The following is a 12,754-nucleotide window of genomic DNA, read 5'->3' as shown; positions in this document are numbered from 1 at the left end:
TCAAGCCCTCTCGCCACGGATGGAAACCGGCGGGAAGGGGTACGCCACGTCGCGCTCCACCCAATCCATGAAGTCGGCACGGGCGCCGGGAAAGCCCACCAGCTTCCAGCCCACCATGTCCTTGTTGCCACCATGAATCGGATCGCAGAAAAAGCCTTCTTTGGTGCTTTGCAACAGGGCGGCAAAAAAGGTCTTGGCAGGAAGCGGGTCGAACTCGGCCTCACCGGCTTCAAACTGACGAAGTACGGCATCCTGGATGCCGGTATCCAGTTCGGCAAACGGCTTGCCGTGTTGCTGGCGCGACCAGTCATCCGCGGCCTTGATGCCCAGGCGGAAAACCTGCTGCGGATTGAGCTTGAGCTGGTATCCCATCTCTGAAGGTGCATCGGGTTGGAAAGGCCCCTGCATGTACCACTTCGCCCCTTGGGCATAGGGGGTGTTCATCTGCCGGTCGATGTATTCGGGTACGCCAGCTTCTATCGCACCGGGGCCGCGATCATCAGCGGGAATCAGCCGGGCGACGGCGGCGTGGATAAACGTCCATTCTTCCGGCGCGAAAAAGGTAGGCTGATAGGCGTCTGCGCGGGCGCTCTGTCCCGGCTTGTCCTCGTCACGCTGTCGCTCCTTCGTCTCGGCCAGAGCCAGGCTGGCGCCGCCTGTAGTGGCAAGTGTCACCACGGGGATCAGGGTTAGAGACTTACGTAGAAAGTCGCGGCGGGCGTTAGACGTATCATCAGCGGACATGAGGGTTCCCATCAGCCATCAGGCTTTAAATGTTAGTAAGCTAAGCATTTAAGTGTAACAATTTGTGCGGATCTGCGACAGATTGCCTCATCATCGACCGGCGTGCCGCGGGCAGGTTCCTGATGACCCTTTAATACGTATGGATAAGGACGTATAGCCCGTCAAGCCTGGGTATGCTCGAGTGCTTCCAAAAACCGCTGGAGGATCAGATTGGAGCGACGGCCCTTGCGCATCGCGGCACAGAGCGGAATGGAGTAGAAGAAGCGCTCCGGCTTGAGCGGCCGCAGGACGCCCTGCATCACCCAGCTGGCGGCATAATGATCTGGCAGATACCCGATGTAACTGCCGGTATGCAGCAGAAAGGCAATCCCTTCGCGGTCTGACGCGGTGGCCGTACAGTTGAGCGTCTGGTGCCGCTCCAGCGCCTCGGCCGTCAGCCGATAATTCGGCGCCACAGCATCGGCCATGCGCAATGTCTCGTCCGGGATCTCTTCATCGGGCCGGTGGAACAGAGGATGCTCATGACCACAATACAGCTGCGAGCGCTCCTCATAGAGCGCGGTGTATTCCAGGCCGGACAGCGGGTTGATCAGCGGAACCACGCCAATATGCAGCCGTCCGTCCAGTACCCCGCGTTCGATCTCGCCCGGCGTCATCATGCCAATGTTTACCCGCACACCCGGTCCTAATGCCTTCAGTTTGCGCAACGCATGGGTCACGCGCATTTGCGGCAGCGTGACGAGGTTGTTGATGATGCCGATGTTCAACTCGCCTCGCAGTTGCTGGTGCAGGGCGTTTACTTCACTGCGAAAGCCTTCCAGCGCGGCCAGTAGGCTCTGGCTGGCCCGCAGCACTTCCCGGCCTTCATCCGTGAGTGCAAATCCGGCGCGACCGCGCTGGCACAGCCGCATCCCCAGCCGCTTTTCCAAATCGCCCATGTGCAGGCTGATGGCCGAGCGGGTGATGCCCAGTGCACTTTCCGCCGCGGCAAAGCTCCCGCATTCCGCCACCGTCTTGAACAGACGCAGGAGGCGGATATCAAAATCGCTGACTTGGCCAAGCGGGGCTTTGCGAGGTGCGCTCATTAGGTGAGTTTTTTCTTGAGTAAACATAAGAAGAATACGCTTTAACTCATCCAAGGTCAGGCTCAAGCTGAGGCTTTCGTCGGGACGACTCCTATCGCCCCGTCCAGCTCATGTCTTGTACCCCGAGGCCCTGCATGAACCAGCCCCTGACCGTATCGCCACCGCTTGCCAGCGAACTCGACCTGATCCACCACTGGATGCCCTATACCGCCAACCGCGCCTTCAAGAAGGACCCACGCATTCTGGTGGCGGCCGAGGGTGCGTATCTGACCGATGATCAGGGCCGCAAGCTGTACGACAGCCTGTCTGCCTTGTGGTGTGTGGGTGCGGGGCATGGTCGCAAGGAAATTGCCGAGGCGGTAGGTAAGCAAGCGCTGCAACTCGACTATTCACCGGGCTTCCAGTACGGCCATCCGCTGTCCTTCAAGCTGGCCGAGAAGATTGCCAGCCTGACGCCGGGCGACCTGAACCACGTGTTCTTTGTCAACTCAGGCTCCGAATGCGCCGACACGGCTGTGAAGATGGCCCGTGCCTACTGGCGTCTGAAAGGGCAGGCCACCAAGACCAAGATGATTGGCCGTGCCCGTGGCTACCACGGGGTGAACATTGCCGGCACTAGCCTGGGTGGCATTGGGGCTAACCGCAAGATGTACGGCCAGTTGATGGACGCAGACCACCTGCCACACACCCTGCTGTCGGGCAACGAGTTCACCAAAGGCATGCCCAAGACTGGCGTCGAGCTGGCCAACGAAATGCTCAAGCTGATCGAACTGCACGATGCCTCCAACATCGCGGCGGTCATCGTCGAGCCCATGTCCGGCTCGGCCGGCGTGATCGTGCCGCCGGAGGGCTACCTGCAACGCCTGCGCGAGATCTGCACGCAGCACAATATCCTGCTGATCTTTGACGAGGTGATTACCGGCTTTGGCCGCACCGGCTCCATGTTTGGTGCGGACAGCTTTGGCGTTACGCCCGACATCATGAACCTTGCCAAGCAGATCACCAACGGTGTGATCCCTATGGGTGCGGTGGTGGCAACCAGCGAAATCCACGACACCTTTATGAGCCAGGGCACGCCGGATTACGCCGTCGAGTTTGGTCACGGCTACACCTACTCGGCGCACCCAGTGGCCTGTGCGGCAGGTCTGGCTGCGCTGGAAATCCTGGAGCGGGACAACCTTATCCAGCGCGTGGCCGAGCTGGCGCCGCATTTTGAGCAGCGTATCCACGGCGTGCGCGGTGCCAAGCACATCGTCGATATCCGTAACTACGGCTTGGCCGGTGCGATCCAGCTCGCCCCGCGTGATGGCGATGCGATCGTCCGCCCCTACGAGGCCTCGCTGAAACTGTGGAAGGCCGGTTTCTACGTCCGCTTCGGCGGCGATACCCTGCAATTCGGCCCGCCCTTTATTAGTACGCCGGAAGAACTGGATCGCCTGTTCGATGCCGTGGGCGAAGCCCTCAACGCCACAGCCTGATTATTTTTCGTACAGCGGCGCGCCACCGTTACCCGACGCGCCGCCTTTACAGGGAATCGATATGACCACCTTGAACCACCTCATCAACGGCGAAGCCTTTGCCGACAATGGCCGCACGGCAGACGTCTACAACCCTTCGACTGGTGAAGTTATTCACCAAGTACCGCTGGCCAGCCGCGACACCGTGCAAAAGGCCATCGACGCGGCCAAGGCGGCTTTCCCCGCGTGGCGCAACACCCCGCCGGCCAAGCGCGCCCAGGTCCTGTTCCGCTTCAAGCAACTGCTGGAGCAGAACGAGCAGCGCATCGTGCAGCTGATCAGCGAAGAGCACGGCAAGACGCTGGAAGACGCCTCCGGTGAACTCAAGCGCGGTATCGAGAACGTCGAGTACGCCACCGCCGCGCCCGAACTGCTCAAGGGCGAGTACAGCCGCAACGCCGGTCCCGCCATCGACAGCTGGTCCGACTTCCAGCCGCTGGGCGTGGTTGCCGGTATTACGCCGTTCAACTTCCCGGCCATGGTGCCGCTGTGGATGTACCCGCTGGCGATTGCCTGCGGCAACTGCTTTATCCTCAAACCCTCCGAGCGCGACCCCAGCTCTACGCTGCTGATTGCCGAACTCATGTACGAAGCCGGTCTGCCCAAGGGTGTGCTCAACGTGGTACATGGCGACAAGGACGCCGTGGATGCGCTGATCCAGGCACCTGAGGTCAAGGCGCTGAGCTTTGTCGGCTCTACCCCAATTGCCGAATACATCTATAAGGAAGGCGCGGCCCGCGGCAAGCGCGTCCAGGCCCTGGGCGGTGCGAAGAACCATGCGGTACTGATGCCTGATGCCGACCTGGACAACGCCGTCAGCGCACTGATGGGCGCGGCCTACGGCTCCTGCGGTGAGCGCTGCATGGCCATCTCCGTGGCAGTGTGCGTGGGCGACCAGATTGCCGATGCGCTGATCGAGCGCCTCACCCCACAAATCCAGAGCCTCAAGGTTGGCCCCGGCACCTGCAAGGGGCTCGACATGGGCCCACTGGTCACCAAAGCCGCGCTGGAAAAAGTCACCGGTTACGTGCAAGACGGCGAAGCAGCGGGCGCCAAGCTGGTCGTCGACGGTCGCAGCCTCAAGGTTGCCGACCACAGCAACGGTTTCTTCCTCGGCGGCTGCCTGTTTGACCACGTCACGCCGGAGATGCGCATCTATAAAGAAGAGATCTTTGGCCCGGTACTGTGCGTGGTGCGCGTCAACAGCCTGGAAGACGCCATCGCGCTGATCAACGCCCATGAATATGGCAACGGCACCTGTATCTTCACCCGCGACGGCGAGTCTGCACGGCTCTTCAGCGACGAGATCGAAGTGGGCATGGTCGGCATCAACGTCCCGCTACCCGTTCCGGTGGCCTACCACAGCTTTGGCGGCTGGAAGCGCTCAATCTTCGGCGACCTCGCCGCCTACGGCCCGGACGGCGTACGCTTCTACACCCGCCGCAAAACCATCACCCAACGCTGGCCGCAACGCGCCAGTCACGAAGCGGCGCAGTTTGCGTTTCCGAGTAACGGCTGATTACGGTACGGTCAAGGGCTGGTCTGTCGGCTAGCCCTCAAGCTTGAGGACTCAGTTTGGTCACGGCCAGAAACTTGGCTTGCAGGTCATTGATCTGTGCGTGTGACACTGAGTACTGAACATTGCAGAGCTGAACGTTCAAAGTGTCGTTACCTGCCAGATGCTGCATCTGAGCGTTGCTCAGCGTCACGTCGTACGTGACGTTGTAGTCCGACTTGGTGTACTGCTGGCGTTGCACGACATCGGCCTGGAACTGGTCGGTGCCGGAGATGATCAGCGCAGTGCTGCAATCCGAGTAGGAGGGGTGCTGCGCTGTTGTCGCAAGGCTCAGGACGTATTGCCCGGCAGCGGGCTCGATGCGATTGACGGTCAGCGATCCGCCCTGGGTTCTAGCCTGAGCTGTGTTGCTTTCGGGGGCTGCGTTAAACGGGGCACTGATTGCACAGCCTGCCAGTAACAGAGGCGCGATCAGCAAGGCTGCCTTACCGTGTTGGATAAGTGTGTTCATGGTTGCCTCAGCAAGAAGATTCGATACGTTCATTATCGAATCAATCGCTTGATGCTAGAAATGAAGCACAGAGATAACGACCATTGCGGAAATTGATGTTTCAGGGAAGGCGATCGATGTGTGGCCAAGGTGTTTCAGCGCGCTAACACATCCTGCAACGAGCCGGCGTCCAATGTTGGCATAATGACGGTTCGATGACTGCTTTGATCGTTTCGCCTTCACTATGACCAAGCATTACTACGGCCTTGAATGGCTTCGTTTTCTGATGGCCCTTTACATGGTGGTCTACCACCTGGGCGGCCTGTACGGTGACGCACCGTGGCTTTTTCAAAAGCTCGTCGGCATGGGCTTTTACGCGACTAGCACTTTCTTCCTGTTGTCCGGCTTTCTGCTGGCGCATGTCTGCCTGGATGATCAGGGCAAAATGAAGGGCAGCCAGGCCGGCTTTATCGCGCGGCGATTGTGCAATCTCTATCCCATCCACCTGATGACGTTGGCCATCGCGCTGGGTGTACTGGCGATGAATGCCCCCTCGGCAGACGGTGTGCCGGTGTATTACAACCAGCATCCCTACGCGTCGCTGGAGGATGGCGAGGGGCTCGAGGAGCTGCTGCCCATCTCCTGGCTCATGGCGGGTGTTCACATCCTGATGCAGATTCTGCTGCTTCAGTCCTGGGAGCCACGCTTTCTCTGGCTCAATGGTGCGACCTGGTCCATTTCTGCCCTGCTGTTCTTCTATATCCTGTTCCCCTTGCTTGCGCCACGCCTGATGGCGGCGCGCCGGTGGATACTGATAGGGTTCGCGTTATGGGGCGCCTATCTGCTGGTGCCCTTGCTGGCGACCTGGCTGCATGCCTATGACTATGTGACCGTAGGCGTTATCCATCGCAACCCGGTAATTCGCCTGCCAGAGTTTCTGATTGGCATCATTCTCTATCGCGCCTTGCAGGAGCCTTCCCTGGCCCAACTGGCAGAGCGCTACCGGTACTGCCTGATTGCCGTTGGCTTGAGTGGTCTTTTCATTGGCGCATGGCTCTTGCAGCAGGACGGGCGCCGCTGGTTCTATCTGGTTCACAATGGTCTACTGACGCCTTTTCAGGGCTTGCTATTGCTGGCCTGCGCTACCTTCCGCGCACCGGAAAGCGCCTCCCTGCAACAACTGGCCCGGCGGCTGGGTGAGGCATCGCTGTGCATCTTTGCCATCCACACACCCATGATCAGCCTGATCGACCCGTGGACGCGGCATCTGTTGGCCTTCTTTACCCAGGCGCATGAGGCCGCTAGCGACGCGATCAGTGATGCCGTCAGCGATGTGTTGGGCGATGTGGTCACCATTCCCCTGTGGAGCCTCATCCCCCACCTGATCGTAGTCATTGGCCTGGGGCTGTTGATTCAACGTTTTCTAATCGGCCCCCTGCGCCGTTGGCTGGAGGCGCACCTGCCTCAGAAGTACAGGAAAGGTCGGGGCGCTTAGACGCACTCTGGATTAGCTATAAAAAAACCGCCCTTAGAGACGGTTTTTTATAGAGGCTATCGCGCATCTGGCGGAGAGCCGGGCGGGGCGCCGTCTTTGGGTGGCGGTGGCATATGCTCAGGCATGGCGGCGAGCCGGCCTTGGAAGTCCTTGCAGACGCCTTTGAGTGCCTTGCCGTCAGGCAGAGTAAGCATGACTGGCGCGCCGACAGGCTTACCTTCGCACACTTCAAACGCCGCGGGCGGCGGCATACGGTCATGCTGGCCGCGGGGCGGCGGCTCCTGATCGGCCAGCGCAACGCTGCCAAACAGGCCCAACGCCAGTGCAGCTGTAGAAAGAAGGGGTGCTTGTTTCATACCCGGTCCTTGTCGTGTTGTTGAGCTATCTAAGCACAGCCCTCCCGGCTGTCGTGCCGACTTTACCCAGGCGATACACAGCCGCATAGCAGGCGAAATGGCCGAAAGCCTACTGTAGAGCGGTTTGTACGCCTATTCAGAACAAAAGTAGCCGCGTGAGGCAGATCGCTTCTGTATCAGCGCCTTTACATGGCTTTTACCTACTCGAAACCTTAAATGGCGAGGGCCTCTGCTAGCCTTTTCGCCTTTTCGCCTTTTCAGCCATGTGTATCTACGGATGGCTTTGCGCAAAATTCAGGCGGTACAAACAGGTATGTTGCAGCGGTATCTATGGAAGCTCATCCCCAAGGCGCAGCGAAGCTTTCTGCTGGGTCGTCTTTCGGTGGTCGATCGGCAGGTGGTGAACAAGGTCATGTCCGGGAATGTGATTTTTCCCAAGCCGTTTGCCGATCAAAATTGCCTATTCATCCATGTACCCAAGTGCGCCGGAAGCAGCCTGTGCAAGGCCTTGTTCGATGGCTGGCGACCGGGGCATCTGCCGCTGTATTGGTATGAGCAGCAGTTTCCCGAGGCCTTCGAACAGAGTTTCAAATTTACCTTTGTGCGCCATCCGCTGGAGCGGGCGTATTCGGCATTTGCCTTTTTAAGGGGAAATGAGCCCATCGCGCGCGATCTTTCTGCATGGCGGTTGATGTCGCGTTATGACAATTTCAATACGTTCGTCGCACAGTGGCTGCATGAGGACAACATCCGACGGCAGATTCACTTCGCGCCGCAGACCGACTTTCTGACAGATTCCCTGGGGCGGCTGGCAATGGATTTCATTGGGCGCCAGGAGTCACTTGAGGAAGATTTCGCTCGACTGACGGATATCTTGGACCTGTCGGCGACGCTGCCACATATCAATCCGTCGCGGCAGCGGGAGGCGGGGCCTGCGCATGCCTTTTGTACGGCGCGCACACGGCGGCTGATTCGCCGGGTGTATGCACGTGATTTCGAATTATTAGGTTATGCGTGAGGACACTGATGGGAAGCTGTATCCGGCCTTATGATCTGACCCTGCCCGCCTCGGCGCGTGCACAGGCGTTGGGGCAAAAGCCTTGTTGCCTGTGGCTGACCGGGCTTTCCGGTGCGGGCAAGTCTACCCTGGCGAACAGTCTTGATTTGGCACTGCACCAGCGCGGCCTGCATGCCTACGTGCTGGACGGCGATAACCTGCGCAATGGGCTATGCCGTGACCTGGGGATGTCGGCGGCGGAGCGGAGCGAAAATATCCGGCGAATAGCCGAGGTGGCGAAGCTGATGGTAGAGGCGGGATTGGTGGTGATCGTCTCGGCGATTTCACCGTTCCAGGCCGATCGTGATGCCGCGCGGGCCTTGTTCGAGCCGGGCCAGTTTCGTTGCGTGTACGTCAGCACATCATTTGAGGAGTGTGCACGGCGTGATCCCAAGGGGCTGTACCGCGCCGCGCGGGAGGGAAGAATCCACAATTTTACCGGGTTCGATAGTCCCTACGAGCCACCTTATGATGCTGATTGCGAAATCGACACAGCGCGCCTGTCTATTCCCGAGGCAACGCAGGCATTAATAGGATTGCTGACGTCGGAGGCCTGAGCTGAACGGGTAAGTAAGACAGCCGAAAGGGTTGAGCGGAGGATGCGTTTCCGAAGTAATTAGAGGTAAGCGTATGGGTAGGGGCATGCAATACCCATCCACTGTCCGCCCTGTTACTGACTTCTGTCGTTTCGGTAGCATGCCTGCTTTTTCCAGGCAGAGCGGACGATGGAACAGCGCGGGACGTTGAAGAGCTGGAATGACGAAAAGGGTTTTGGGTTCATCCGGCCGGAGCAGGGCGGGGATGAGGTGTTCGCTCATATTTCAGCGGTACGGGGTGATCGGAGGCCGGTAGCCGGTGATAAGGTCCTGTATGTCGCGGGGCCTGACGGCAAAGGGCGTCTGCGGGCGGAGCATATTCGTCTGAATGCAGGCATGAAGCTGGACAAACCGTCCATCCGTCAACGATCCACGCCTGCCAGAACGGCTTCCCGGCCCGCCCAGGCACCACGTCCGCGTCAACAGCGCCATGACGGTATTCAGGACCTGCCGGTCAAGCTCGTCCTCTTTGCGGTACTTTGCGTGTTGCCTGTTTGGGGAAGTTTGCATGTTCTGTCTACACGATACAGCCTCTTCCCGTTGGCTCTCTATGGTAGCGCAAGCCTGGTGGCCTTCCTGTTCTATTGGCATGACAAGCAGAGCGCACTGAAGGCGCAGCGGCGTATCCCTGAGAAAACCCTGCACATGCTTGAGCTGGCCGGCGGTTGGCCGGGTGGTCTTGTGGCGCAACAGGTCTTTCGCCACAAGACCCGCAAGGTGAGCTATCAGGCCGTCTTCTGGATCATCGTGCTGCTGCATCAGGCATTGTGGGCGGATGAGCTATTTTTCCACCGCTTGCATCTGTTTGACCGCGTGCCTCTGTTCTTTTAAACGAAATGAAACAGCCCGGCATAAAAGCCGGGCTGCAAGGATGGGCACCGTGAGCGATCAGCTCATGCCCAGCCAGTTAGGCAGCGCCAGCGAGATCGCCGGGATGTAAGTGATGATCAGCAGGAAGCTGATCAGCAGCATCAGCCACGGCCAGGCCGCGCGGATAACATTCGCCAGCGGCATACCTGTCACAGCGGATGTTACGAACAGGTTCAACCCGACCGGCGGCGTGATCAGGCCGATCTCCATGTTTACGACCATGATGATGCCCAAGTGGATCGGGTCTATTCCCAGTTGAACGGCGATGGGAAAGAGGATCGGCGCCAGGATCAGAATGATGGCCGACGGCTCCATGAACGCACCGGCTACCAGCAGCAGAACGTTCACAACCAGTAGGAACTGCCAGGGTTGCAGGCCCATTTCAACCACCCAGGCGGTGATCTGCTGAGGTATCTGTTCCGTAGTCAGTACATGGGCAAAGAGCATGGCGTTGGCAATGATGAACATCAGCATGATGCTCAGCTTGCCGGACTCCAGCAGCACCTTCGGGCAGTCGCGGAGGGTCATGTCCTTATACACGAACAGGGCCACGAATCCGGCATAAACTGCCGCGACGGCCGCGGCCTCAGTTGGAGTGAACATACCCGAATAGATCCCGCCGAGGATGATCACCATCAGCAGCAAGCCCCAGATCGCCTTGCGCGCCGTGGTAAGAAGCTCACGCAGCGACGCACGAGGCAAGGCGGGCAGGTTCATCTTTCGGGCGACGATATAGATCGCCACCATCAACACCACGCCCAGCAGCAGACCGGGGATCACGCCGGCCATGAACAGTTTGCCCACCGACTGCTCGGTAGCCGCCGCATAAACCACCATCACAATGGACGGTGGAATCAGAATGCCCAGGGTGCCCGCATTACAAACGATTCCCGCACCAAAAGCCTGTGGGTAGCCGGAGCGGACCATCCCGGCAATGGCAATGGAACCTACCGCCGCCACCGTGGCCGGAGACGAGCCGGACAGGGCCGCAAACAGCATGCACGCCAGTACGGCCGAGATGGCCAGACCGCCGCGGATGTGGCCTACGCAGGCGTTAGCGAAATCGATCAGCCGCTTTGCCACACCGCCCGTTGTCATGAACGCGCCAGACAGCAGGAAGAACGGAATCGCCAGCAGGGTGTAATGCTCGGACGTCTCGAACAGCTTGATCGCCAGTGAACGAACCGAGTCGGGGCTGAACAGCATGATGGTGACCGAGCCGGCCAGACCCAGCGACACGGCAATCGGAACGCCGATAAACATCAGTGCAAACAGCACGACGAAGAGAAAGATGACGGTCATGGTTTCTCTCCCTCATGCTCTTTGAGTTTCAAGGCATCGGCGGCCTCGTCGGCCAGCCCAAGGCCGGTCTGCTGGTTGCGTATGATCCTGACCAGAATTTCTAGGAAGCGAATGAATACCATGGCATAGCCGAACGGCACGATCAGGGTGATATGCCATTGTTTGATCCCGAAATGGCCCAGGTCCTCTGCGCCAATGCTGGCGCCTAGCAGAGTCTGGACCCAATCGAAACTGGCAACGGCGATGAGGCCCGCATAACCCAGGCAGCACAGACAGGCGATCAGGCCAATGATGCGCTGAACCGGCTTGCTGGCCAGCTTGACCAGTGCGTCGACACCAATATGGCCTGCCGTGCGCACGCCATAGGCCAGACCGAAAAAGATCAGCCAGGCGAACAGGGCTTTGGTCAGGGCGCTGCTCCAGGTCATGGACTGCGCCATGTCGAGGATTTTGTCACCAATGGCCAGCACCGTTTCGTTGCCGCCCAGGTAGTCACCCAGGGTATAGAAAGGCGTATAGAAGTTATTGAGGATTACGTAGGTGAAGGTCACAAGCGTCATGGCCGCCAGGAGAAAGGCAATGAAACCTTCCTCGAAGTGGTCCCAGATACGTCGTAGGGCGCTCATCGATTGATCTCCCGCCAAGCAGGGCAGACGTGGGATGGGCCAGCCGAGGGCCGCCCATCCGTCACTGCGCAGGCGGCACTGGGCTCGCCTGCGCTACAGGGGTGTGCTTAGATCTGGTTGGACGCGTCAGCGGCCTTGATCAAGTCAGCACCGATCTCGCCTTCGAACTTCTGCCAAACCGGCTTCATGGCATCGCGCCACTTGGCCCGCTCTTCAGGCGTCAGGGTGATGATCTCGGTGGTCTTGGCATCCAGGATGCGCTGCTTGTCGCCCTGGTTCAGGGCATCAGCCTGCTTGTTCACTTCAGCCGTGACTTCCACAACGATCTTGTCCAGCTCGCTGCGCACGTCGGCAGGCAGACCATTCCAGAACTTGGTATTGGTGATCAGCATGTAGTCCAGAAGGCCGTGGTTGGACTCGGTGATGTACTTCTGCACTTCATACATCTTCTGGCTGTAGATGTTGGAGTAAGGGTTTTCAGCACCATTGACCACACCGGTCTGCAGGCCCTGATATACCTCGGCAAAGCTCATCTTGCGCGGGTTAGCGCGCACTGCCTTGAACTGCTCTTCAAGCACGGCAGACGCCTGGACACGGAACTTCAATCCACGGGCATCCTTGGGTTCGCGTAAAGGCTTGTTGGCAGACAGCTGCTTCAGCCCGTTATGCCAGTACCCCAGCCCGGTGATGTTCTTGTCTTCCATGGACTTGAGCAGGTTCTGCCCCGCGGGGCTCTGCTGGAAGCGGTCCACGGCGGCCATGTCATTGAACAGGAAGGGCAGGTCAAATACCTGTATCTGCTTGGTGTAATGCTCGAACTTGGCCAGTGACGGCGCAATGATCTGCACATCACCCAGCAACAGCGCTTCCATTTCCTTGCCGTCGCCGAACAGGGACGAGTTCGGATAGACCTCGACCTTTACCTTGCCGGGCAGTCGCTCTTCCGCCAGCTTCTTGAACAGAATGGCGCCTTGCCCTTTGGGTGTGTGCTCGGCTACGACATGGGAGAACTTGATTACGATGGGATCTGCAGCATTAGCCAATCCGGCAGCACCAAGCGCGAGTGCGCAGGCCAGAGCCTTGAGCGTCATCTTGAACAT

13 protein-coding genes are annotated in these 12,754 nt (G+C 59.1%); 6 read left to right on the top strand and 7 right to left on the bottom strand.

Going from position 1 to position 12,754, the window contains the following annotated elements; all coding sequences use genetic code 11:
- Entirely contained in the window at window positions 1–744 is a 744-nt protein-coding gene (locus B3729_RS04175) for a gluconate 2-dehydrogenase subunit 3 family protein (RefSeq protein WP_286787141.1), read from the bottom strand.
- Window positions 745–905: 161 nt separating this feature from the next.
- Window positions 906–1,829, bottom strand: a complete 924-nt coding sequence (locus B3729_RS04170) for a LysR family transcriptional regulator (RefSeq protein WP_286787140.1) — start codon at window positions 1,827–1,829, stop codon at window positions 906–908.
- Window positions 1,830–1,963: 134 nt separating this feature from the next.
- On the opposite strand from B3729_RS04170, the gene B3729_RS04165 reads away from it, so the two are divergent.
- Window positions 1,964–3,307 carry an aspartate aminotransferase family protein gene (locus tag B3729_RS04165; RefSeq protein ID WP_286787354.1) on the top strand — a complete coding sequence of 448 codons (1,344 nt, stop codon included), beginning with the start codon at window positions 1,964–1,966 and terminating at the stop codon, window positions 3,305–3,307.
- Between the two features lie 61 nt (window positions 3,308–3,368).
- Window positions 3,369–4,865: a CoA-acylating methylmalonate-semialdehyde dehydrogenase gene (locus B3729_RS04160; RefSeq protein ID WP_286787137.1), complete on the top strand. Its 1,497-nt coding sequence runs from the start codon at window positions 3,369–3,371 to the stop codon at window positions 4,863–4,865.
- A gap of 37 nt (window positions 4,866–4,902) precedes the next feature.
- On the opposite strand, the gene B3729_RS04155 is transcribed toward B3729_RS04160, so the two are convergent.
- Window positions 4,903–5,373, bottom strand: a complete 471-nt coding sequence (locus tag B3729_RS04155; protein WP_286787136.1) for a hypothetical protein — start codon at window positions 5,371–5,373, stop codon at window positions 4,903–4,905.
- A 223-nt stretch (window positions 5,374–5,596) separates the two neighbouring features.
- On the opposite strand from B3729_RS04155, the gene B3729_RS04150 reads away from it, so the two are divergent.
- Complete coding sequence (locus B3729_RS04150; RefSeq protein WP_239382290.1) at window positions 5,597–6,847, top strand: acyltransferase family protein; 1,251 nt, start codon at window positions 5,597–5,599, stop codon at window positions 6,845–6,847.
- 56 nt (window positions 6,848–6,903) lie between these two features.
- On the opposite strand, the gene B3729_RS04145 is transcribed toward B3729_RS04150, so the two are convergent.
- On the bottom strand, window positions 6,904–7,203 hold the full coding sequence (locus tag B3729_RS04145) for a hypothetical protein (RefSeq protein ID WP_181123629.1): 300 nt from the start codon (window positions 7,201–7,203) through the stop codon (window positions 6,904–6,906).
- A 313-nt stretch (window positions 7,204–7,516) separates the two neighbouring features.
- Here B3729_RS04145 and B3729_RS04140 point away from each other — a divergent pair, with 313 nt between their 5' ends.
- From B3729_RS04140 to B3729_RS04130, 3 genes are all read left to right on the top strand, one after another.
- Window positions 7,517–8,221, top strand: coding sequence for a sulfotransferase family 2 domain-containing protein (locus B3729_RS04140; RefSeq protein WP_150348681.1), 705 nt, complete (start codon window positions 7,517–7,519; stop codon window positions 8,219–8,221).
- Window positions 8,222–8,229: 8 nt separating this feature from the next.
- Window positions 8,230–8,817: an adenylyl-sulfate kinase gene (cysC, locus tag B3729_RS04135; RefSeq protein WP_286787131.1), complete on the top strand. Its 588-nt coding sequence runs from the start codon at window positions 8,230–8,232 to the stop codon at window positions 8,815–8,817.
- A gap of 168 nt (window positions 8,818–8,985) precedes the next feature.
- On the top strand, window positions 8,986–9,687 hold the full coding sequence (locus B3729_RS04130) for a cold shock and DUF1294 domain-containing protein (protein WP_286787130.1): 702 nt from the start codon (window positions 8,986–8,988) through the stop codon (window positions 9,685–9,687).
- Window positions 9,688–9,744: 57 nt separating this feature from the next.
- On the opposite strand, the gene dctM is transcribed toward B3729_RS04130, so the two are convergent.
- The 3 genes from dctM to dctP all read right to left on the bottom strand — a co-directional run bounded on the left by dctM (window position 9,745) and on the right by dctP (window position 12,754).
- Complete coding sequence (gene dctM, locus B3729_RS04125; RefSeq protein WP_286787129.1) at window positions 9,745–11,028, bottom strand: C4-dicarboxylate TRAP transporter large permease protein DctM; 1,284 nt, start codon at window positions 11,026–11,028, stop codon at window positions 9,745–9,747.
- Entirely contained in the window at window positions 11,025–11,654 is a 630-nt protein-coding gene (locus tag B3729_RS04120; protein ID WP_010796642.1) for a TRAP transporter small permease, read from the bottom strand. The genes dctM and B3729_RS04120 overlap by 4 nt, the downstream gene beginning before the upstream one ends.
- Before the next feature lie 107 nt (window positions 11,655–11,761).
- Window positions 11,762–12,754 (bottom strand): C4-dicarboxylate TRAP substrate-binding protein DctP, encoded by a 993-nt coding sequence (gene dctP, locus B3729_RS04115; protein WP_010796643.1) that lies wholly within the window; start codon window positions 12,752–12,754, stop codon window positions 11,762–11,764.

It is taken from the genome of Pseudomonas sp. UBA3149 (assembly GCF_002364655.1).
Lineage (GTDB): Bacteria > Pseudomonadota > Gammaproteobacteria > Pseudomonadales > Pseudomonadaceae > Chryseomonas > Chryseomonas luteola.
Note: the sequence above shows the minus strand (reverse complement) of the source record. Positions and strands in the feature narration are given on the sequence as shown.

Bases quoted from the DNA above. Each gene is read 5' to 3' on its own strand.
- B3729_RS04175 (WP_286787141.1), bottom strand. From the start codon at position 744: ATGTCCGCTGATGATACGTCTAACGCCCGCCGCGACTTTCTACGTAAG.
- B3729_RS04170 (WP_286787140.1), bottom strand. From the start codon at position 1,829: ATGAGCGCACCTCGCAAAGCCCCGCTTGGCCAAGTCAGCGATTTTGAT.
- B3729_RS04165 (WP_286787354.1), top strand. From the start codon at position 1,964: ATGAACCAGCCCCTGACCGTATCGCCACCGCTTGCCAGCGAACTCGAC.
- B3729_RS04160 (WP_286787137.1), top strand. From the start codon at position 3,369: ATGACCACCTTGAACCACCTCATCAACGGCGAAGCCTTTGCCGACAAT.
- B3729_RS04155 (WP_286787136.1), bottom strand. From the start codon at position 5,373: ATGAACACACTTATCCAACACGGTAAGGCAGCCTTGCTGATCGCGCCT.
- B3729_RS04150 (WP_239382290.1), top strand. From the start codon at position 5,597: ATGACCAAGCATTACTACGGCCTTGAATGGCTTCGTTTTCTGATGGCC.
- B3729_RS04145 (WP_181123629.1), bottom strand. From the start codon at position 7,203: ATGAAACAAGCACCCCTTCTTTCTACAGCTGCACTGGCGTTGGGCCTG.
- B3729_RS04140 (WP_150348681.1), top strand. From the start codon at position 7,517: ATGTTGCAGCGGTATCTATGGAAGCTCATCCCCAAGGCGCAGCGAAGC.
- cysC (WP_286787131.1), top strand. From the start codon at position 8,230: ATGGGAAGCTGTATCCGGCCTTATGATCTGACCCTGCCCGCCTCGGCG.
- B3729_RS04130 (WP_286787130.1), top strand. From the start codon at position 8,986: ATGGAACAGCGCGGGACGTTGAAGAGCTGGAATGACGAAAAGGGTTTT.
- dctM (WP_286787129.1), bottom strand. From the start codon at position 11,028: ATGACCGTCATCTTTCTCTTCGTCGTGCTGTTTGCACTGATGTTTATC.
- B3729_RS04120 (WP_010796642.1), bottom strand. From the start codon at position 11,654: ATGAGCGCCCTACGACGTATCTGGGACCACTTCGAGGAAGGTTTCATT.
- dctP (WP_010796643.1), bottom strand. From the start codon at position 12,754: ATGTTCAAGATGACGCTCAAGGCTCTGGCCTGCGCACTCGCGCTTGGT.